The sequence below is a fragment of the Pseudomonas sp. FeN3W genome (assembly GCA_030263805.2).
GTDB lineage: Bacteria > Pseudomonadota > Gammaproteobacteria > Pseudomonadales > Pseudomonadaceae > Stutzerimonas > Stutzerimonas stutzeri_G.
Genome location: CP136011.1, coordinates 188,739 through 209,242, shown reverse-complemented (window position 1 = coordinate 209,242; position 20,504 = coordinate 188,739). Strand labels below are relative to the sequence as shown.

The window sequence follows — 20,504 nt, the reverse complement described above, 5'->3', positions numbered from 1 at the left end:
GGATTTTCCTCTTTGCTGGATTTCAAGATTCCTTTCATCTGCCTATTGACACGTGCTCGTATTCACGTGAACGAGGAAAATCAAGCGACAAACCAAGGGCTTCTAGTTCAGTTGCATATAGCTCCCGCGCTTCCTTAATGGCGGTAGGGGAGAGCAGCTTTTTATCTGCAAGGTAACATACCCCTCTGACAACGCATTCTGTCAGCGTCAGATGCTCGTCCGCCGTAATCAGGGTGGAGCCATCTCCAGCTTTAACCGTCCAGCATTCCACAGCATTGCCATTCTCGTCATGCACGACTTCTCCATCGACCTCCTGATGGCCTGCATTGGTCAGAAGTAGTGAGGTTCCGGTATCAATATCAGGCCCCCAGCAAATGACTTGGTTAAACTCATCAAAATGACGCGTGTAAAGCCCATTGCCTGAAAATAGCAGGGCGGACTCGGCATACATGCCAGTCAGATTACGCATGGAATTTGGCCCGGCGACCTCAAAATCGAGTACATCATTTTCAACGCTCCATCCCACAGCATTAAAGGCAAAGGCATAACCTGGCTGATTATGTTGCTTGCGCTCCTGAAGGTACGAGTAGGTGCAATCAAGAGCATGGAGGTTATTCTCCCCATAACGAAAGCCGTTCTGTTGAATTTCTTCAGCGTGATCAGAGAAATGAAGAAGTGGCCAACGCTTGAGCAGAGCGATCACTTGTTGATCAAGCTCTCCGCGCTCCATGGCTGATCTTACTAATGTAATGGCGTTGTGCATGGCTTTTGCTTGTTACTTACTAATTTCATGATGATGGTGTGCGAATAGAAAATCAACAAATAGTTGTAAAATCTCCTATGCCTATAAGTATTACTAAAAACCACTGTAGTGCGGTTAATGCCCATGGCGATACATCGATAGAGACGCCATTATCTAGTGCTTTATGAGTAAGCGATCCTTACATGGAGTAGTCAGAGACCCCATGCTCAACTTTTCCTATAATTTTCTCATCTACTTTTGCCAATTCCTTTTCAATATTAAATTCCTTAGACCTTTCCTCAGCATAATGACCCATGCAGATCTTCATGGCTCTGCGGTAGCCGTCTTCGCTTCTGCCTATTGACCCACCAAAGGCATCTTCAATAAAGCCCTTCAGTTTGTTGTCAAACGTAGCGTAATGCTCAATCTTCATAAGGGGAAATTGTTCTTGAAACTCGATTTCGCTCATCCTTGTTACTGGATCAGATGAGCGAAGAATTTCAATAGTCAGATCTCCAGTAGAGCTACTCGATCCAGTAGTCTCAACTAAATAGGGCATGCAATAAGCTAGACGCCTAACATCATCATACTTAAGCGTATGTGTGTCAGAAGTATCAGATTCTGGCTTAACGTTTTCTGGATAATCATCCTGATTCATTCGTGCCAGATTCATCTGCGTGACCTTAATCAGCGCCTCCTTGACCGAATCTTTCAGGACGTGATTAAAGGCGACAACCAGCGCGTCTGACTTTTGAAAACGACTCTCAATATTTTTCAGCAAGCAAAAAGAAAATGCATTGTCTGGAATTCCTGGGGGAAGGCTTTCTTTGAAGTCTTTAACAAACATCTCTGCGAGCTTTTTATTGTCAACCATCCATGATCCCTCCTTCTCCTTACTCTTCCTGATGAAATCGAGGTATCGACCCGTGTTCGCAACAGTGAAGGCTCTATTCTTGAAATCATAATAGCCGTCTTTAATCAATGCCTTGAAAAGATAATCCTGGCGCTTGGTGTTTAGCAACACGTTATTGTTAATCTTTTCGATGCATTCATTAGCAGCCGAGATTGAGTGTTGCATTACCTCGACTGAGGCGTCTTTGAGAGAAATAGCGCTACCCTCAGTAAGATTTGAGGACTCAAGCTCCTCAATATGCTTCTTGGCAACGGACTGGATGCGTCTGTATTCTTGAATTTTTTGGTAAGAAGTAGCATTGTAGCTCATGGCATGAGCAAGGCAGGCAAGCTTTAACCTTGTTTTTTTAGATGCGTGCGTATCTGTAATTTCGCCTACTGCGACATAACCCATAGCCAATTCCTCAGAGATGTCTTTTTAAAAGAATATCACAGTACCCAATATTCCTGTCTATAGGCATTCTCATTTGGCGCTGAGGCGTTAATGGATCTTGTGGTATACGAGGCCGCCGCTGAATCCACGTTATGCAAACCTTGCATTACACATTGTTTCAGGCAATTAATTTCATTCTTAAAGATTTTCAATGGATAGGCTATATTTAGCAAGCCAGAGGAGAAACTTATGAAAAGCAACAACATCATAGCTAAGACAGCAAGGCTTGAGTCTGCTATAGAGCTATTGGCTGAAGAGACCGGCAAGGTCATAAACCTTATAGTTAATGAAAACGAAACCAATAACCCAAATAAGGAAAAGATTGAGGCTCTTGAGAAAAAGCTATCTGTCTTGAGGGATGAGAAAAGGCTATTGAGCGTAGAAAATGTTGATCACGTTCGTACTATACTTAAAAAGTATAGCAACAAAACAGAAGAATACGAACATGCCTCAGGACTTTGATGGATTCAAGCTAAGCTCAAAGATACTGGGTTTAGGATAAATAGCAATAGATTAAATGCCTTGTAGAGATGTGCCAATAAAAGTAATTCGCTACTCAGCATTTATCTGGATTTTTCTTGGGTATTTTATATGATTAGCGACAATTTAAATCACCTGAAGTACTGTGCCTGCACCCAATCTGACAATCGCTTAATAGAATGGTGATACCTGTCAATTTCCTCCCTAACCTTATCATTCTTAGCCATCTTCTTACACGTAGCCACGTAATCCATGCTCACAAAATGAAGGCGCTTGATAAATTCAACGCAGCTCTCAGGTGAATGAATCATCAGAACAGCGCAGGGGCCACCGATGGCGTGGCAATCATGAAAACTAGCACCTAGATAAATATCCAAGGCTTTAGAAATTTCGGCATCCTTCGTATCTCTGTGCTTACTCATATCAACCAGATCGCCAATTCCGACTAAACAGAGATCTATTTGCCGGTCGGCCTGATGTCGACCCTGGGCATGTCCAAGTAGATCAATACTGTCTGCAAGCTTATAGCCGGATTTGCTGAAGGCTCTGTGCGCTATCTTTTTCTCCCATTGATGCCAAATCGTCCCATCTTCCATTACACTGGTTTTGGCATAAACGGGTTTAACAGGCTGACCGTCTATAGTCATGACTTTGTGTGCCATGAGGGCTTTGCGGGCGGCGGGAATGGTTATGGTATAGGCTTTGGCTAAACGCTTGATGCCGAGATAACTCTGTTTTGACGCTGTCATGTTAATCACCTTAGTTTTCTTGTTGAAACTAATGGCAATTTATAGTGTATTGGTCATCCGCAGCAATTGCAAAATAAATGCTATGCATTACTTCAGTTGCACTGAATATAACTAAGTTTGAACAGTATTGTCATTTACAAGCAGCCTGAAAAGCGGTTCAATAGGGTTAATTATAATAGCTGCGATAAGTGCTTATTCAGATGAAAATAGTCATTGAACGAAAGAGTGTAGAAGATTACCTAAGCAACCCGATATCCCTTGAGCAGTACAAGGCCCTTCTTCGTGATGTTAGAAAACGATACTTCATTCGCCACATTGCACTATTGATTTCGATTGCTGTAGTCGTTTACCTATCGAAAGATACAAATCTGAGTAAAGACAGTATTATTGCTATAACTGCGGCTCCTGCCTTTCTTCTTGAAGCTTTGATGTTTGTCCGCAAACCATTGACGGTTAACATCAGAAACCTAACCTTCAAAATGCCACCGTGGCTCATAATATTGCAAAATGACAAGTCGCCTTCAGAGATTGAGGGTAATAGTAATAGCAATGAAGTTAAGTTGGAATTTTTAGATAAAATCAAACAGCAGGGTAGAAATGTCTTAAAATTCGAATTAGACATTCTAGATTTGCTTGACAAGAATTAACTCATTCAATTGAAAATCGCATTTAAGGCTCCTTGACTTTGTGTTCATAGCATGTACTATCTTTGATTTAAAAAAGGAGCCCTGCCATGTCCCAAAATGCCCTCGCGCTTCTCCAGCAACACCTCAAACCCATCACGCCCTCAATCACGGGCATGGATATGGAGCTGGCTGCAACTGCTGTCGACAACCTGGTTGACGAACTCATAGCCGGTCAAATCGATCCTAATGAGTTAATGATGCTCTTTCACAAGGATCGGCAACGCCTTTGCACCTATCTGTACTTTCTTCCTGATCAAGATAAGGCAAAGGCAGGTCAGGCACTGAAGCTACTGGCAATGGCTTCGCAAGCTGACACCGCCTTCCTGGACGACCTCACAGCCTGGGTTCGCCAGGAAGATATCGCGATGAATGCTCACTTTGAGAATTTCGAAGGTAACCATCCTTTTACCCTGGATTTCTCGATACAGGCCATCGACGTCACTACCTACAAGCTCACCGTTGATATCGTGACCGACACTCCGAGCATGATGGACTTGCTGTGGGAGCGTCGAGTATTTGAAACGACGCAGCCAGAGCTCATGATGATGACCATCGTGCAGGCCAGTAACAACCTGGATGAAGTGTTCTACACCGACGAACCCATTTCCCCCATCAAGCCCATCACCAATCCGATGGCTCGCTATCACCCGGAACGCGCCAAGGTAACCCGTGAATACATAAAAAACGGTTCAATCACGCCTGCATCGCTAACGGGAGAAGATAACGGAAAAGGCCAGAGAGCACTGGTAGACGAGATGTCTGCGCTTTTGGAATCCTTCCCGCTAAAGGGCAGACTCAACGAGAACTCGGGCAATACCTCCTTCCTGACCCGAAACGAGCTCCAGCTGGGTTACTACCACAACCAGTTTGTAGCCAAAGGCAAACAGATCTTCGACATCAATCAGAACCTCACCACGTTGTTCAAGCAGACGGATGTCCATGATGTGCCCGTCCAGCAGATGAAGACGCCGTACCCTTGTTTTTACCTGTACTTCGGGCGCCAGGAAGACATGCCATTTACCGAAGGCTGGCATGTCGATGGTGCCTATGTGATGCACATGCCAGAGCACAAAGTGCTTCAAATGATGGTTACTTGTGTCCCGGATAACCTGGAGCGTTCCTGGAATTGGGCCCAGGAGCCCGATCCTTGCTACTTCATGGTGATATCAGGAGAGCAGTACGACAAAACGTTCGGCCAGGCGATGGATGAAACGTATGACAAAAAAATCGCCGATCTTCAGCATGAGATTGACCATCCGATCCCTGATCGTGTTCAGACGGTTCCTGATGGCAGAGGAGGGGTGAAGCAGGTAATGGTGACCTCGAACAGTCATCTGCGCGCGGCGGTTGAGAAGAAAATGATCGAGGCTTTCCATGAGGTCGGACATAAGGCCTTACGCCTGGTGGTGAACAGCCTGTGCTACCTGAGCAGCTACCCGGAGCAAGTGGAAAGGGTCTGGCCAGAGCTGCCCAAACACGTTCAGGCGCAGGTTCGTGACAAGTCAAAGGGCAACAAGAAGAAGATGGAATCCATGCTGGAGAAGATGGGTTATCGCCCGCTGCACTTCTGCGGCCTGAAATTTGTACAGGAGCATGTCGGGATTGGTGGTGGATCAGAGGAAAGTCGTCGGCAGCATTGGCGGCGGGGCCATTGGCGCAATCAGCCGTACGGGGAGGGGCGTCAACAGTACCGGCTGCGCTGGATACAGCCCATGCTGGTGAACAGAGATCCGGAGTCGAAGCATCAGCCGCTGGGTGGGTTGTATTTGACGCATTGAGTATTGATTTGGAGATGGCCATGCGAAGTAATAATATCATCATATAATTTAGTTGCTAATCTTTTACAAAGATTGGCTTAAATGCTATTATCCAAAATAATTTAGAGGTATCTAGAAATGAACAAATTCCTCGATAAAAATGAAAAAGCAAAGCGCGCAATGGAGCGTTTTGCTGAATTCGCTGCACAAGGCTATCCTTTGATTAAGGATGAAAAAGCAGAAAACGCATCCAGTCTGATTGACAAAAATAATAAAAAACAAAATCGGACAAATCATGAGCCAGAGTTCAGTAGATAAGCCTATTGCTATTTTTTATGGCGGAACGAACGGCTCCGGTAAGACAACTCTTCGGGCTGCTTATGATGATCAGAGTATCGATATTCATATCGATCCAGATCAAGTTGCCCGTAAAATAAATCCCCAAGACCCTCGATCTGTTGATATTGCCGCTGGCAAAGAGGCCATTAGGATATTTGAATTGGCTCTTGAGAGAAATAAGTCTTTTACAATGGAATCAACTTTGACGGGAAAGTCAATTTTGAAACGAATGGAGAAGACGGCATCTGAAGGATACTATACCGAGCTACGTTATATTGGTCTTGCTTCAGCTGAGCTAAATGTGGAACGTGTACACCAACGAGTTGCTAGGGGTGGTCATGCTGTCGACGACGACGTTGTACGAAAAAGATACCAAGAAAGTCGCGATAATCTAGTTCATGCGGCCAAAATAGCAACAAGAATAGAAATCTGGGATAATACTGAGTCAGCAGCCAATTTAATTGCAACGATTGAAAATGGTGTGCTTGAGAAAAATCCTTCTGTTGCTATGCCAAGATGGGTAAGCCATGTCCTTCAAGAGATTGGTTATTCATCGCATAAATTATCAGGGAGAATCTGTACTCCAATCTAGAGGAATTGAAGCGTATGTCACGCATGATTGACGACATGCTCTTTTTGGCCAAATCCGACAATGGCTTGATTATCCCCGAACAAGCGCCTACCGAACTCGCTGATGTCGTTGTTAAGCTGCTTGATTACTATCACTTACTAGCCGACGAACGCGATATCCGTCTCTCAGGCGCAGGCAATGTGCTTGGAGATAAATTGATGCTCGATAGAGCGGTCTCCAATTTGTTATCCAACGCGCTGCGTTACACCCCGGTTGGGGAAACTATTTCTGTAACCATTCACGAGACGGAAAGGACGGTCACCCTCAGCGTCGAGAATCCCGGAGGGACGATCAAGCCTGAGCACCTGGACAAGCTTTTCTATCGCTTCTACCGGGTCGATCCTGCCCGACGCGAGGGTAGCCCAAGCAACGCTGGCCTTGGCCTGGCAATCACCAGATCCATCGTTGAGGCCCATAAAGGCAGAATCTGGTGTACCTCAGTAGACGGCGTGACGGGCTTTCACATAGAGCTTCCCCGTCTAAATAAATAACATTTCAAAATCAGCCGCATAGCGCTCATGAGCAACCTTACAAGATTGTAATTTCAACTATTGAAACGGACGAACTCTACACGTGTCGGATTTATGTGCTACCTGAGGAATGCCTCGGGCCGGCTCAAGGCTGAACGCTTAAATACGAACTTTGGAGGAAGTCATGACTAATACAATGTTCAATAGCTGCATTCAAGCTTGTTCAAACTGCGCACTAGTGTGCGAAGCATGCGCATCTGCCTGTTTACGCGAAGAAAACGTACAAGCGATGGCTCGTTGCATTGAGCTCGACAGGGATTGTGCTGACATGTGTGCTCTGGCAGCCAGACTCATGAGTCGCCAGAGCGAGTTGGCTAAAGAGTTTTGTGCATTGTGTGCAAAAATTTGCCGGGCCTGCGGTGAAGAGTGTGCCAAGCATCAGATGGATCACTGCCAAGAATGCGCGAAAGCCTGTATGAATTGTGCTGAAGAATGTGAGCGTATGGCTGTATAACCAGCAAGCCGCCTCCTGCCAAGATAGTGTTTATGGTCTTGGCAGGATGGCGCTGTTATTCAGCAGAGGAACACCTACTTCTTATACCCAAACCAACGCGCTTGGCTTTACTACTGCCACTCTTATGCAGAGAAATCGGCCACTTTAAAAATAAGTGATAAGCCAATCGCAACGATCATGCGACTGGCTTATAACGACTTTTTAAATCATTAACCGTTATTTATTCCAACCGGCACGCTACGGAACTCAACTGAGTGAACGAGTCCATCAGGAGTACGAATTTTGATTTCGTATGGCTGCACGCGACCACTTGACCTGCCTACAACACTCTTGCCACCCATTGGAGACACACTTAGAACATCACCGCTTTCAAGAAGGACTTTTAGAGCCTGCCTGCCCTCGGCGGTCGAATAGTCATGCTGCATCGTGGAATTTCGATCCACTTCAGCCATTGCGAAGGAAGAAGTGATGGCTATAACAACAGCAAAAACAGCTGCAATATTTTTCATCGGTAACACCTCTTGGTAGTTGATGCTAGATAGCTTAAAGGTGCCAACCTTACGCAAAGATGTTCCTTGCATTACAATATTGCAATGCGGAGCATGTTTCTAAAACGTACTAAAGCAGCGAACTAGTCCTAACTCAGTAAATGCTCTCGCGGAGCAAGTATTCTAGAAACTTGGCTTATCCAGCGAGTCTACTAGCCTAAGGAAGGTCTGAAAAAGACTTCCCGAATCTGGTGAAATACGCCGATCCCGCCAGCCGAGTTTTTCCATGAAGCAGATGACCTTCGCCGACGCCGAGTACGCCGGCAAGCGCAAGCAGACCCGTAAGGAATTGTTCCTGATCGAGATGGATCAGGTGGTGCCGTGGAAGGGATTGATTGCCCTGATCGAGCCACACTACCCAAAGGGTGAAGGTGGTCGTCCAGCCTATCCGCTGATGACCATGTTACGTATCCATCTGATGCAGAACTGGTTCGGCTACAGCGACCCGGCCATGGAAGAAGCGCTCTACGAGACGACCATCCTGCGTCAGTTCGCCGGGCTGAGCCTGGAGCGCATTCCCGACGAAACCACCATCCTCAACTTCCGTCGCTTGCTGGAGAAACATGAGCTGGCAGCCGGCATCCTCGGCGTAATCAATGGCTATCTGGGCGACCGAGGGCTGTCGCTGCGCCAAGGCACGATCGTCGATGCCACGCTGATCAATGCGCCGAGTTCGACCAAGAACAAGGACGGTAAGCGCGACCCGGAAATGCATCAGACCAAGAAGGGTAACCAGTACTACTTCGGCATGAAGGCGCACATCGGTGTCGATGATGAGTCGGGCTTGGTGCACAGCGTGGTGGGCACGGCGGCCAACGTGGCCGATGTCACCCAGGTCGATAAGCTGCTGCACGGCGATGAGAACATGGTCGGTGCCGACGCGGGTTACACCGGCGTCGAGAAACGCCCTGAACATGAAGGCCGGGAGGTCATCTGGCAGATCGCCGCCCGCCGTAGTACTTACAAGAAGCTTGATAAGCGCAGTGCTTTGTACAAAGCCAAGCGCAAGATTGAGAAGGCGAAGGCTCAGGTACGAGCCAAGGTCGAGCATCCGTTCCGGGTGATCAAGCGCCAGTTCGGTTATGTGAAGGTGCGCTTCCGTGGTCTGGCGAAGAACACGGCGCAACTGGTGACGCTGTTCGCGCTGTCGAACCTGTGGATGGCGCGCCGACATTTGCTGACTACCGCAGGAGAGGTACGCCTGTAATGCGGGAAATGGCTGCTGCGAGGTGCTCGCGGCGGCCAAAAACGGAGAACTGAGCGGGTTACCTGGTCGATTTTGATCGACGGCCCGCTTTCAAAAGCAGCGAGGGCTGAAGTCGACCGGAAATACAGGGTTACTTCAGACCTTCCCCAGCATACAATATAAAAGATACCGGACTTCAATCATCAAATAAGATTTTTGATCAATTATCGGCCTCTAAGAACAATGATGATGAATTAAAGCCAAAATAATTCGTGAAGAATATCGCGGATGGCATTCAGATTCAGACCAAATCCTCATCTAATGCGAACAAAACTACGCCAGGCTCACAGACCCATATGTAAGGGTCTGGACGCAAAAGCTTTTGCAGCATGCACTAGATAACCGCTTTAACGTGGTCTTCGAGTCCACCATGCGTAGCCCAAACCCCATTACCAGCACATTGCTCCAGTTCAAGGAAAATGGCTTTACCGTCCTGGACAGGCCCATGGCGGTTCCAGCCATGGAGAGCGTTACCGGCATCGTTATGCGCTATGAGACACAGAAGATCACCAAAGGCCATGGCCGAATGGCGCCGATTTCGGTTCATGACGAAGCCTATCAAGGCGTTCTCGATACCGTCGATGAGATTTACGCGACGGGTGCGGCTCACAAGATCCAGATCTATGATCGAGCCTTGAACCAAATTCGTGACATCAATCCGCTGTCAGAAGATGGCTTGCCATCGCGTTACATCGAGCAGCAGCGCAATCAGCCTGTTTCGATGATGACGGCGATGGCCATTGTGGAAAACTCGCAGGACATTTTTGAATCGATGGTCAAACGTGAGGCCTCAGGCGTCGAGGTCAGAAATGCTGTGGAGTCCTGGGCGGCTGTTAAATCTGAGATGCATGCTCGGCTTCAAGCCGACATTGCCCAGTGAGGAATGCTGAACAATATCGTTTCGAGGGTGGATTTTTTTTGCACAAAGATCATGGGGTTAAATCTTCATCATCCCTGAGTATTGGTTGAGAAGCGTCTTCTCGATCAAGCTCAAGAATAGTATCGATGGGTAATTCGTACTTTCGATCCAATGGGAGTGGCTCTTGACTGATGATAACAAGATGAAATTCATGATCAGCACTTTGGCCCCATATCGATTCTTTGAGAATTTCAAAATCTTCTCTGTTCCTAATGGGTTCTAACTCTGCGCTCATCATTTTGTAAAAGTAGATATGCTTGTCAAGATCAAGAGCGGTCGATATCTGTGATTCCCAAAAGAACTTGCCAAATACGCTTTGATTGCCATCGCTCAATATGGCATCGTACCTTGGAAGAATGTAGTTGAAAAATATATTTGAGGAGAGGCCGGAAATAGCATTCCGATGCCTATTCTCTGGCGTTCTCCAAATCAACCTTTGCGTGGCTGGTTTTGAACTAAGTTCGCAAATACTGGTAACAATAACCTTATTATAGTAGGCCACTTCGTTTGTCGTGTCGCAAAGCAAGGCCAACTCAAAAGTGTCTAAATTACTTTTTACTCTTCCATCTGCCCGAACAAGTCTATAGCCAGCAGGGATAATATGCCAGCCAGAGGAATTAATCTCTTCAAGACTCGATGCTTTCGAAAGCTCTTGATAGAGTTGCCGGTTGGTTTCAAGTTTCATTAATTTCCCGAAAGCTTTCTTAATCTCTAATATGTCTTTGAATAATTTTGGCATTCTTTTTACTCGTATAACATAATTGCTAACGCTTGTCAATGGTCTGCTTATTGCCAACACGGCTAACCCTACATACAATATTACTATATTGACACCATGATGGCTAAATAAAGGTTATTATGTGATATCAATCCAGCCAGACACCATTTTTGAAGCAGCTGCGCAGAAATGAAAAGCAATTCAATGTTTGATGGCCTGTTCTGCCATTGAAAGAAAAAATTTTGGCCATCCACGTCTCCCATCACAGTGGCAGACCACAACAATAAGAGGCAATCTAAATGCCTGCTGTAGATTTGCTGTCAAACAAAAAACCAGATGCACCTGCGCCTGGCACTACGCTTAAATGGCGCGATCTTGATCCCGAGGCCGCTATGGTAGCCGCTCTGGAGAAAGCTGGGTCATTTTCTGCTGCCAATAGTCAGAATGAAAAAAGGCGCTGGAGCGAGCTTTTCGCTGATCAGTGTGCCATGATGATTGCGGACAGTGTCAGATCAATTGAATGCGTTCGGAAGAAAATTGTTCTCCCTGATGCGCAAACATTACGTACAGAGCCGTTAGTGCCGCTCAATTCCAGTACATCAAAATCCATTGACGTCATAGTGGCAGACAGATTTCTGGGGCTTGAGGTTGGATTTTCACTGAAAGGCCTAAACACCCCTGACGGAAAAAGTGGCAACTACGATAAAAACCTGACAGGGCGTCTCTACGAAATGTCATCGGAAGTCTCCCTGGTTCATAAGCATCTACCCCAATCCAGAATGATCGGCATCATTTTCATGCCTCTGGAATCCACCACTGACAAAACAGATCGAGCGCCATCCTCATTTGCCAACGCAGTGTTAAAGCTTCGTGAGATGAGCGGAAGGCTTCATCCTGGGATTAAGGATGACAATGGATTGTGTGATAGGGGATTTGTGGGGCTTTACGCAAAGGATGATGTGGATGAGATACAGAAGGGGGCTATTAGATTTTTTGATGTTTCAATGAGCCCTCCAAAAAAGGGGAGACCTATAATTATAGACACATTCTCACTAGATGAAATGACGACAATTTGCTGTTCACGATCTAATAATTTAAATACATGGGCTCTTTGCGAATAATTTTTATATTTAATAATTCAAGCAACAACAATAAAATTAAGCATTCAGCCTTGCTCATGTGCTTTCTTTCCCATCTGGCGACCAAATTCGCCCCAGCCTTGATCCAGGATCGCCTTGTTCAGTCCGGATTTGGACTTCACGTTACGACCTGGATCTTCCAGGGTGCCGCTGGCCGAACGACTCATGTTGCTGATCCGCAGGTCTTCAACACACAACAGCGCGTGGTTTTTGCTAAATCGAACAATGTCTATTGACGGGGTATCCAGGTGCCACTAGGATATCCCGCCTATTCGATTGCCAAAATACCAAGGAGCCTTTATGAGCCTAGACGCTGTTCGTATCCTTTCTGTGGGTAGCTGTGACGCTCAATCTCGGCTGGGCTATTACGAAGCCAGCATTGTGCGAAAGGACAAATCTATTTACTACAAGGCTGATGTATCTGACACAACAGCCAACCGATGCATCATACAAGGCTTGATAGATTGCGTAAAAAAACTGGAGAGGCCAAGCTCGATTGTATTTTCATTTGGAACAAAAATTGGCAAATCATCACGGAAAAAGGGCCCAAACACAGACCTTCTGCTTGTCCTTGATGACGTGGTCATGAAGGGCAACCATATGGCGACATATGACATACAAGAGGGGCAAGGTAGTGTCCTACGCGCGACAATTCGGGAGGCAGATGGTTTTGATCATAAGCTATTGCCAACCGCTGCCAGGGTATCTTACGAAGATGAGTTATCAGTCAGTCACCGACTAGATTCCCATAAAAACAGACAGCCCTTCATCTACGTAATCCCGCCCATCGATTTTGGCTGGGAACACCTTCCAACGGTTGAAGATACGCTGAAAGCGATCAAGCGTGATGAGGAGATCCGTTCAGATGGTCGTGAGCTCTATGATCTAGCCTACCGTTCTGAAAAATTCAGCAAGGATTGGGAGCAGGCTGTCACTATCGCAAAAACCATGGGGATGAGCAGCGATTTTCGACAAGAGCCCTCTGTGTTGTGGATGCCAAGCGAGCTTCACATGGAGTATGGATTTGTCTTCAAAGAAGACAATAACGGCACTACCTATGTCGTCAGCCACATTGAAATGCCATGGCTCGAATCTATCTCTATGACGCGGGACATTCTTAACAACCGGCCTGGTGGGATTCAGGGAACCTATAAACAGGTTAAATGGGCGACGGATATCGTTGCGCGAGCTATTGATAGTTACACCGAGGTCAATCAGGAAATACCTGAGTTAGCGAACCTCTGCACACGCCTAGCCGATGTGTTGAAGCTTCAGCGGGAAGCGGGTTGGATTATTGCAAATCGTGAAGAGATCCGGCTCAGAATGAAACGTAAAGGAACGGGGCTTGTGGGTATCTGTGCACGCTCATGGAATGAGAACCCATTGGTAAGCCTGCTGAGCGACGAGGAGGTTCAAGAAATGAGGGAGTTTGTATTTTAAAACCAATTTGCCATTGTCTGGATGAAGGCTAGGCTAGTATTATTCTCACGCGCTGGGGTGCTGACTGTCTTATTTAGCACCTCATGTACAACCGATTGATCGTGTTTCTTGGAGTATAAAATGCCAGCTAACTTAGAAATGCAAGACCTCATGAGCCAAATATCTGTTCGACTGGAAGACATGATTGATGGGAACGAGTCCATGATGACGATGGCATTTTCGCTTCTTATTGTAGACCTGTTCAATCGGATGCACCCCCCATCTTTGGGTAAAAATGACGTCGCACTGATTAAGCAGAACTGTCCAGTGATAACCCAGGCCGATATCAAAAAGAGATCTCTTTCCGAGGATGGACTGCGTTCAGCGCTTTCGCTTTATCAGATGTTCTCGACAATGATCATGGATTACTCCCCGTTGACTAACTGTCAAGAAGAAGTAGCCATGGACACTGCTGATGTAGGTCGTCTCACTCAGGCACAAGCCATTGTAGATAAAGCCTATGCCGATATCGTGAATCTTGGCTATTCGACGCTAGGTGCCGCGTCCAGTCTTGCGGTTATTGGCATTGAAACGGCGGTGCAAGATGGGGCTTCAGGATTGAAGCTTGCAAGGATCATTAATGAACTTATGGGAACTTGCATCAAGATTCCATCAAAAATAGGGTAAATGTGTGAAAAATGATGCATGCCTGTAATTTCGCTCGTTTTGCAGTATGACTTTTTTGATAACAAGTTCCATCTTCATGAAGCTAAAGTAATTTCCTAAAGGAGAGTAAGATGCCAGCAATCCCTGAAGTACAAAAAATGGCCGACGAGATATCAAACCGCATCCAAGATCTCTCTAGAAACAATGAAGACAACGCGTCAATGGCCCTTTCCTTGGTGATTATCAAGCTTCTGAATGGGGCATATCCGCCAAACCTAAGCCCTGGCAACGTAGCGCTCATCCGTGGTAATTACCCAGAGGCGACTCAGGAAGACATGGATCAAAGGGCGCTTTCAAAACCTGGTTTGATGACGGCACTTTCCATCTTCAATCAAGCGTCTACCATCGTTATGGATTATTCGCCACTGACCAATTGCGTTGAAGAGCAAGCGCTTGACCTGGCTGATAATGCAAAAAAGCTTAAAGCAATGTCTATTGCCGACAAAGCCTACGATGACATGATCGCCGTTGGCTATACCCCATTTGGTGCCATGACAACGATGTTGTCGATGGGCTTAAATCGATCAAAAGAAGATGGCACGCCTGGCACTAAACTGGTAAGACCACTGATTGAATTTATGGAAACTGCCCTAAGGCCGAACGAGCAAGAACGGCAAGCCGATGAGGCTCGGATGATTGATCTACTGTGCAAGAGTATGGGTATTTCCAAGGCAGAAGCAAAAAGGTATATCAAGCAGGCCAAAGGCACGCGGATGTAATAGCGCACCTGATTATTTTTTGCCATGGATGGCATCATGTAATTATTAGTTAATCTGTTTTAGATGGGATAACTAAACACATTTCGCTAACGATTGAAATAGCCCATTATTTTATCATCTTAATGGGCCAATTCGTTGTCAATGCCAAAGGCCCTTTGTTTCAGTAAGGAAAACACGCTGGTGGAATTCCTTGTTCATAGCGATTATTTCAATGAGGCGCTAAATCATCATCCAGTAAAAGGTGTTTTGCTAATTGGCTTGAACAGGTGTCACCAGCCCCAATTCCAATCTCAATGCTCACATTCTGTCGGGGGAAATGTTCATCTGGCTGATTCTCGCCAATTTCAAGAAACTGACTAACAGAACCTCCCTTGACGGTCATTGCCATGGCCTTCTGAAGCATTTGTTCAGCTTCTTTTTTGTTGGAGTGGCTGACCCTGGCGCAACCATGTCTCCGGACATGATCATCCTTAAAGGTAAATTCAAGCTGATACTTTTTCATCGATGTACCCATTTCATTATCTAGGTGTATACCATGAAGCCATCGTCAACTACCCGCCACTAAACGCTTCGCGCTATAGTGGGGGCTTGTAGAAAATCCAGAGCGATAAACAGTCGCAAGGTTTTCTACTTCTAAGCGAGTCATCCTAATGTGACTCGTCTGGGCCTGAAGACAAGACCCTCATCGGCTACCGACTTAATAAAGCTATCACCGATTTCTTTTCGCAAAATATTCAAAGCACCGTTTACATCAGCGTTCAGCAATAAACCCGTGCTGCTCTGATACAGCCCTCGTTTCAATCGCCTGCCTGTAAAGTTGCGAACGCCTGGCTGTCCATGAACCGGTAGTCTATCCAGATCCAGGGATGATGCCTTGGATGTGTAGCTTTCCTCCCGGACAACTACCTCGATTCCATAGGCTTTAGCCTTGTATCGAATCTGCTCGACCAGTCGTGCATGCGGGATGCTGACGAACTTCTGATTATTGACCTTACCGATGCCAACGCCCTGTTTCCAGTCAGGATTCAGGCCGACCACAATGCGACCGATATCGTACTGTAAGCATTGGTCGATCACGAAATGGCTGACTCGGTGCAGGTGGTCGTTCATCCAGCAGAAGCGGCTCACCGCCTTGTGCTTGAGTATTTGCCCATGTCCCTTGCTGCGTAACACCGCCGCGTCCTTGTTGTACAGGTGATTGACTGACTTGATGGCCTTGCCATTGACCAGAACAGGGCGAAAACCCGGCTGGTCGGAGATCAGTGTGGCAAGGTTGTCGATACCCAAGTCGATGGAAAGGTGTTTGTTTCGATCAAGGAGAATTGAGCCTTTTCCTTGTTGTATAGCAGTATTCTCATATACCACTTCAAGCCAATAGCAGCTGCCATGGGGCACGAAGCGGATCTCTTGAATGATCTGGTCAGCGCCTTTTGCTTTGAGTGCCTGGTCGACACAGCAGCGAACCTTTACAGGCGCAATCCCAGTCTTGCTTGGGAAATGGATCTGGCCATCTCTACAGCTTAAGTGCTGAAACGGCATCGAGGCCGTTTTGGCTTGCCTGGCGTAGCCAGGCATGCGGGGCTTGGCCTTGAAACGGGCGGGGTTCTTCTTCCATTCGTTTAGGGCTGCAAAGTAGCCTTTCCAGTCCTGGCCAAGCCTGCGCAAAACAGCCTGGCTCATCGCATTTGGAATGGCCTGGTAAGCAGGATGGGCATGCGAGCCTTGCTTCAGCGCGAGATCAGCCTGCATCCAGCCAAACCGATCACCGGCAAGAAAAGCCTGCCGAATCAGATAATTTCCACAATTGAAAAGGGTTTTCGCCGAACGACACAAGTGAGCAACCGATTTGAAATTCGGATCATTGCGCTTGATCAGGATGCGCTCGGTTAACTGCATGGACTTTTTCCCTGTATGCCTGTACAGTATAGTGATCTAAGCGGGACTTGTAAATGAGAAGAATCAAGAGCCCGAGCGCGTTACCGCGCTGGCGCTTTCACCTCCACCCAAACGCTACGCGCTCTGGATGGAGTACTCCGCGCAATTGATAGATTGAATCAGCCTTTCTATGGAAATCTGGCTATTGCTGAGTGTTACAATATAGACAATTCCAATCAAAAATACATGAGTAAAGCAATGTCTGATATCAAATATAGCGTGAGCAGCAAGAAAAATAAGTACATGTGTGACTATGATGAATCAGGAGATTATGTCCGCGCAATCGAGGTTCTAGCTCATGATGGCGATAAGGTAGTTGGCCGTCTGGATGGATACATCTTCGACATGATGGGTTTGATGGAGGAAGGGATGTTAGATATCTTCGATGAGTCATGCGTCCTGGATAGACTGTATAGCACCCTATATCACGGAACTCCCCTTACCCTTACTGGAGAGGATGTGACTAAAGGATTCAGGCCTGAGTTTCTATCTTTCATCCATGAGCAATTTGGTGAAGTTTACGAAAATCATGATGTCGATGAATTTGAAGAAGTGATATGGGCTACTCACTACATGGCCAAAATTGGATTCGTTGAAGATGTATTGGTGGATAAAGAAATGAGAGGTAAGGGCATTGGTAAAGGCCTAATGGCCATGCTCAAGAAGTTCACTAGGGATATTGACTATCTGATTTTGCAAAGTTTTCCGAATGCAGCAGATGAACAGGTTAAAGGAATGCGTTTGTCACGGCCAGGGGAAGAAGTCTTCAAGAAAACAAAAGCCTATGATGAACTGTTCAAGAAAGAGCAAAGCAAGGTAGACGGTTTTTACCAAGGGCTGGGTTTTTCACCTTATAAGGCACATGGCTATCAATGGATGCTGATGGATAAAGAGGGTCTTCGGAAACTCCCTACCATGCCGTCAGCAAGTATTATTAAGCGCCCCAAAAAGACGCAAACAGAACAGTCACTTGAGTTCTAATGGATTCAGAGATCAGTAAGTATTGGTCAAGTAAGCTCATGCTGAAAAACAGTATGAGGTTCACATTACGCAGTTTCAATATGCTATTATTGACATATATCGCATGATCTCTCACTTCTTCAAACGGTCATGTGCCTTTTCATTAGGAACACCGCATGACCTTCTATCACGTCAGCTTCAACGACAAAGACCTAGCCAAAAAGCTCGGCGCCAAATTCAATTTTGATCTCAAACTCTGGTACGCTCCCAATGATGCGGTGTCCTCTGCGATGTCCGCGCAGTTCAAGCCGATGGCAGACGATGAGGTGGATGATCTTCGCCTGGTGATGGGGCTTGAGGAGCTCAAGGGGGAGGACAGGAGTTTCGGCGGTAATGGGTTGTTCGTGGATTTAATCCCGGCTTCGTGCTTTTTCAAGAACGTGCGCTCCGACATCAAAGAATCCCACTGGCGTGTACTCAGTAAGCTGGTACGGGCGAGGGCAGGGGGCCAATGCGAGATATGTGGCGCCGCTGAGGATCCAGAGAGCGGTAATTACCTGGACGCGCATGAGCTCTGGCATTATGACAACGCAACCCGCGTCCAGAAACTGATGCGCATCGTCAGCCTCTGCAAATCCTGCCATCTGTACACCCATATGGGCTATGCCAACATCCAGGGGAAAGCCGAGGAGGCCATTGCTCACAAGATAAAGGTCAGTGGCCTGAGTAGGGCAGAGGTGGATCAGGAGATCGAGGCAGCGTTCAAGCTTTGGGAGCAGCGTAATCGGGGATCGTGGAAATTGGATTTAGGGATATTGACGGATTCTGGTGTTAGAGTCCTCCTCAAAGGAAAGTGATCTGATTTAAACCATTTTCGACAAGCTATTGAGCTTGTCGACTATAAGACTTGCCAATTGCTCTATAGCTCATCGTAAGATGCGTATTGTCTCTATTAGAATTGATCGGAATGTATGACCTTTAATGCAAAGCGAGCAATTGCTTATAACATTAATTTTTGCATCAAAGGCAGAAAATCTCAGGATCTTCAACGCGAGTCTGTCGGTTAACTTTGGTAGTCCGAGGGCTTTTCATTTCTAAAAAAGATTTGAGAAGATCAATTGGCTCGCATTTCTTTTCTCCCATGTTAATAGCCGCGTTATGATTAAGTGGGAAAGCCATGGAATCAACTTCAACAATATCACATCCGCTGACGGCATCATGAAGAGATTTTCCTGATAGCTGTGCGATTGAGTAGGCAGCAGCGTCATCGCTACTGAGCCCATCTGTCCATGCCTCCAGACCTTCTTTAGCTGATTTTCTGCTGGTATAGGTGTCCAAAACCCATGATCTCTGATAGCTCCCCAAGAACGATTCCTCAATGTAGTTGGCTTCGTTATCCCGTGTTAAGACATAAGCTCTCTTGTTTTTAAATGATTTTAACAATGGATGGTTTGGCCCTCTCCTTATAAACCAAACACCGTTAGGGCCTTTCGCACATAAATGCGGAACGATGGCCAGTTGTCTAACGGAAATATCATCAAGAACCGTTAGTTTTGGTATGATCGGATTACCAACGTGAACATTGGTTCCGCCGATCCTGAAAATAGATCTATCCAGAGTGGAAAAATCGAAGTAAGGGTCTTTTTCTTCAAGAACCCTGACAATAGCAGGCAATATTTTCTCAGTAGCAAGGCCGACTCGTTGCCAGTTTTCTGAAATAAGCGCCTTCTTATCCTCATCAGTTAGTGGTTCAAGGAGATCTGCTGTAAATGGAACGAATTCACTCTCAATCGTTCCGGCATCCAACATGCTAATAATCTCATCAACACGCTCAAAAGTGGTATTCAGTTGACTCAGGCGAAGTGGAATCAAATCTGATGGACGTGATGCCCTTCCTGCATCTGGATTTGGAGTGATCGATTCAATGGCCTTTTCCCAATCACAACCAGGGCCTGACCAAATATCTACTGCATCCGGGAAAGGTACATAAGAGCTATTTTGCTCTGGAGTGCCCTCAAAGAAGCTGGTGTTCTGAACTCGACCAAAGAAGCACTTAACCACATCGTGTAGGCCAGGCCTGACAATATCTTCGCTAGTGAAATTTATGACTAGGTCTAGGTCGCCACACTCCAAAGCACCCCTTGCATATGAGCCAACAACCCAAAGATTTTGGATTTTTATTATGTTTGTTGTTGTCTCATCGCTGTATCTGCTTTTCCAGCTAACGCGCTCAATTGAGATTTGATCCAAATGCTGACAAAGCTTCACTAGTTTTCTGGTAAAAATTTCTCGGGGGTATCGTTTTTCAGTTGCGTTTATTTGCTTCACGGTGAATCCTTATTCTCTACCGGCGTCAGATTGTCTATCCAGTAGCAGTCGGGTATGTATTACTGTCATTATAGATCTTGCCTATCTGGCGGATCAAAGATTTTTATGTCTTCATGAGATGCGATAACCAAAGC

General features: G+C 46.3%; 21 protein-coding genes and 3 pseudogenes. 15 read left to right on the top strand and 9 right to left on the bottom strand.

Features of this window, described 5'->3' with window-relative positions; translation table 11 throughout:
• Positions 1 to 34: 34 nt before the first annotated feature.
• Together P5704_024620 and P5704_024615 are read right to left on the bottom strand one after the other, a co-directional pair.
• Positions 35 to 763: a hypothetical protein gene (locus tag P5704_024620; protein ID WOF81982.1), complete on the bottom strand. Its 729-nt coding sequence runs from the start codon at positions 761 to 763 to the stop codon at positions 35 to 37.
• 178 nt (positions 764 to 941) lie between these two features.
• Positions 942 to 2,048: a hypothetical protein gene (locus P5704_024615; GenBank protein WOF81981.1), complete on the bottom strand. Its 1,107-nt coding sequence runs from the start codon at positions 2,046 to 2,048 to the stop codon at positions 942 to 944.
• A gap of 228 nt (positions 2,049 to 2,276) precedes the next feature.
• Here P5704_024615 and P5704_024610 point away from each other — a divergent pair, with 228 nt between their 5' ends.
• Positions 2,277 to 2,549 (top strand): hypothetical protein, encoded by a 273-nt coding sequence (locus P5704_024610; protein WOF81980.1) that lies wholly within the window; start codon positions 2,277 to 2,279, stop codon positions 2,547 to 2,549.
• 149 nt (positions 2,550 to 2,698) lie between these two features.
• Here P5704_024610 and P5704_024605 read toward each other — a convergent pair whose 3' ends face one another.
• Positions 2,699 to 3,316, bottom strand: coding sequence for a hypothetical protein (locus tag P5704_024605; protein ID WOF81979.1), 618 nt, complete (start codon positions 3,314 to 3,316; stop codon positions 2,699 to 2,701).
• Between the two features lie 200 nt (positions 3,317 to 3,516).
• Here P5704_024605 and P5704_024600 point away from each other — a divergent pair, with 200 nt between their 5' ends.
• The 6 genes and pseudogenes from P5704_024600 (at position 3,517) to P5704_024575 (ending at position 7,713) form a co-directional block, all read left to right on the top strand.
• Positions 3,517 to 3,963 (top strand): hypothetical protein, encoded by a 447-nt coding sequence (locus P5704_024600; GenBank protein WOF81978.1) that lies wholly within the window; start codon positions 3,517 to 3,519, stop codon positions 3,961 to 3,963.
• An 86-nt stretch (positions 3,964 to 4,049) separates the two neighbouring features.
• Complete coding sequence (locus P5704_024595) at positions 4,050 to 5,780, top strand: hypothetical protein (GenBank protein WOF81977.1); 1,731 nt, start codon at positions 4,050 to 4,052, stop codon at positions 5,778 to 5,780.
• Positions 5,781 to 5,897: 117 nt separating this feature from the next.
• Entirely contained in the window at positions 5,898 to 6,077 is a 180-nt protein-coding gene (locus P5704_024590) for a hypothetical protein (protein ID WOF81976.1), read from the top strand.
• Positions 6,055 to 6,690, top strand: a complete 636-nt coding sequence (locus P5704_024585; GenBank protein WOF81975.1) for a zeta toxin family protein — start codon at positions 6,055 to 6,057, stop codon at positions 6,688 to 6,690. The genes P5704_024590 and P5704_024585 overlap by 23 nt, the downstream gene beginning before the upstream one ends.
• Positions 6,669 to 7,220: pseudogene (locus P5704_024580) on the top strand (ATP-binding protein). Before P5704_024585 ends, P5704_024580 begins: the two are co-directional and overlap by 22 nt.
• A gap of 163 nt (positions 7,221 to 7,383) precedes the next feature.
• Complete coding sequence (locus tag P5704_024575; GenBank protein ID WOF81974.1) at positions 7,384 to 7,713, top strand: four-helix bundle copper-binding protein; 330 nt, start codon at positions 7,384 to 7,386, stop codon at positions 7,711 to 7,713.
• Positions 7,714 to 7,922: 209 nt separating this feature from the next.
• Here the strand turns inward: P5704_024575 and P5704_024570 are convergent, their stop codons facing one another.
• The gene (locus tag P5704_024570; GenBank protein ID WOF81973.1) at positions 7,923 to 8,222 is read right to left on the bottom strand and encodes a hypothetical protein; all 300 of its coding nucleotides are present in this window, start codon (positions 8,220 to 8,222) and stop codon (positions 7,923 to 7,925) included.
• Positions 8,223 to 8,487: 265 nt separating this feature from the next.
• Here P5704_024570 and P5704_024565 point away from each other — a divergent pair, with 265 nt between their 5' ends.
• Positions 8,488 to 9,468: an IS5 family transposase gene (locus P5704_024565; GenBank protein WOF81972.1), complete on the top strand. Its 981-nt coding sequence runs from the start codon at positions 8,488 to 8,490 to the stop codon at positions 9,466 to 9,468.
• A gap of 319 nt (positions 9,469 to 9,787) precedes the next feature.
• Positions 9,788 to 10,387: pseudogene (locus P5704_024560) on the top strand (zeta toxin family protein).
• A 49-nt stretch (positions 10,388 to 10,436) separates the two neighbouring features.
• Here P5704_024560 and P5704_024555 read toward each other — a convergent pair.
• A complete protein-coding gene (locus P5704_024555) occupies positions 10,437 to 11,165 on the bottom strand; it encodes a hypothetical protein (protein ID WOF81971.1) in 729 nt (242 codons plus the stop codon).
• 278 nt (positions 11,166 to 11,443) lie between these two features.
• Between P5704_024555 and P5704_024550 the strand changes: the two genes are divergently transcribed.
• On the top strand, positions 11,444 to 12,265 hold the full coding sequence (locus P5704_024550; protein WOF81970.1) for a hypothetical protein: 822 nt from the start codon (positions 11,444 to 11,446) through the stop codon (positions 12,263 to 12,265).
• A gap of 71 nt (positions 12,266 to 12,336) precedes the next feature.
• Here P5704_024550 and P5704_024545 read toward each other — a convergent pair.
• Positions 12,337 to 12,498, bottom strand: a pseudogene (locus tag P5704_024545) (transposase).
• Positions 12,499 to 12,583: 85 nt separating this feature from the next.
• Here P5704_024545 and P5704_024540 point away from each other — a divergent pair.
• The 3 genes from P5704_024540 to P5704_024530 all read left to right on the top strand — a co-directional run bounded on the left by P5704_024540 (position 12,584) and on the right by P5704_024530 (position 15,147).
• Entirely contained in the window at positions 12,584 to 13,723 is a 1,140-nt protein-coding gene (locus P5704_024540) for a hypothetical protein (protein ID WOF81969.1), read from the top strand.
• Between the two features lie 120 nt (positions 13,724 to 13,843).
• Positions 13,844 to 14,389 carry a hypothetical protein gene (locus P5704_024535; GenBank protein ID WOF81968.1) on the top strand — a complete coding sequence of 182 codons (546 nt, stop codon included), beginning with the start codon at positions 13,844 to 13,846 and terminating at the stop codon, positions 14,387 to 14,389.
• A gap of 110 nt (positions 14,390 to 14,499) precedes the next feature.
• Complete coding sequence (locus tag P5704_024530; GenBank protein WOF81967.1) at positions 14,500 to 15,147, top strand: hypothetical protein; 648 nt, start codon at positions 14,500 to 14,502, stop codon at positions 15,145 to 15,147.
• Between the two features lie 208 nt (positions 15,148 to 15,355).
• On the opposite strand, the gene P5704_024525 is transcribed toward P5704_024530, so the two are convergent.
• Together P5704_024525 and P5704_024520 are read right to left on the bottom strand one after the other, a co-directional pair.
• The gene (locus P5704_024525) at positions 15,356 to 15,649 is read right to left on the bottom strand and encodes a hypothetical protein (GenBank protein ID WOF81966.1); all 294 of its coding nucleotides are present in this window, start codon (positions 15,647 to 15,649) and stop codon (positions 15,356 to 15,358) included.
• Between the two features lie 140 nt (positions 15,650 to 15,789).
• Complete coding sequence (locus P5704_024520) at positions 15,790 to 17,043, bottom strand: transposase (GenBank protein ID WOF81965.1); 1,254 nt, start codon at positions 17,041 to 17,043, stop codon at positions 15,790 to 15,792.
• 237 nt (positions 17,044 to 17,280) lie between these two features.
• On the opposite strand from P5704_024520, the gene P5704_024515 reads away from it, so the two are divergent.
• Positions 17,281 to 18,063 carry a GNAT family N-acetyltransferase gene (locus tag P5704_024515; GenBank protein WOF81964.1) on the top strand — a complete coding sequence of 261 codons (783 nt, stop codon included), beginning with the start codon at positions 17,281 to 17,283 and terminating at the stop codon, positions 18,061 to 18,063.
• 155 nt (positions 18,064 to 18,218) lie between these two features.
• The gene (locus P5704_024510) at positions 18,219 to 18,899 is read left to right on the top strand and encodes a DUF5710 domain-containing protein (GenBank protein WOF81963.1); all 681 of its coding nucleotides are present in this window, start codon (positions 18,219 to 18,221) and stop codon (positions 18,897 to 18,899) included.
• A gap of 163 nt (positions 18,900 to 19,062) precedes the next feature.
• Here the strand turns inward: P5704_024510 and P5704_024505 are convergent, their stop codons facing one another.
• Positions 19,063 to 20,370 (bottom strand): hypothetical protein, encoded by a 1,308-nt coding sequence (locus tag P5704_024505; protein WOF81962.1) that lies wholly within the window; start codon positions 20,368 to 20,370, stop codon positions 19,063 to 19,065.
• Between the last annotated feature and the right edge of the window lie 134 nt (positions 20,371 to 20,504).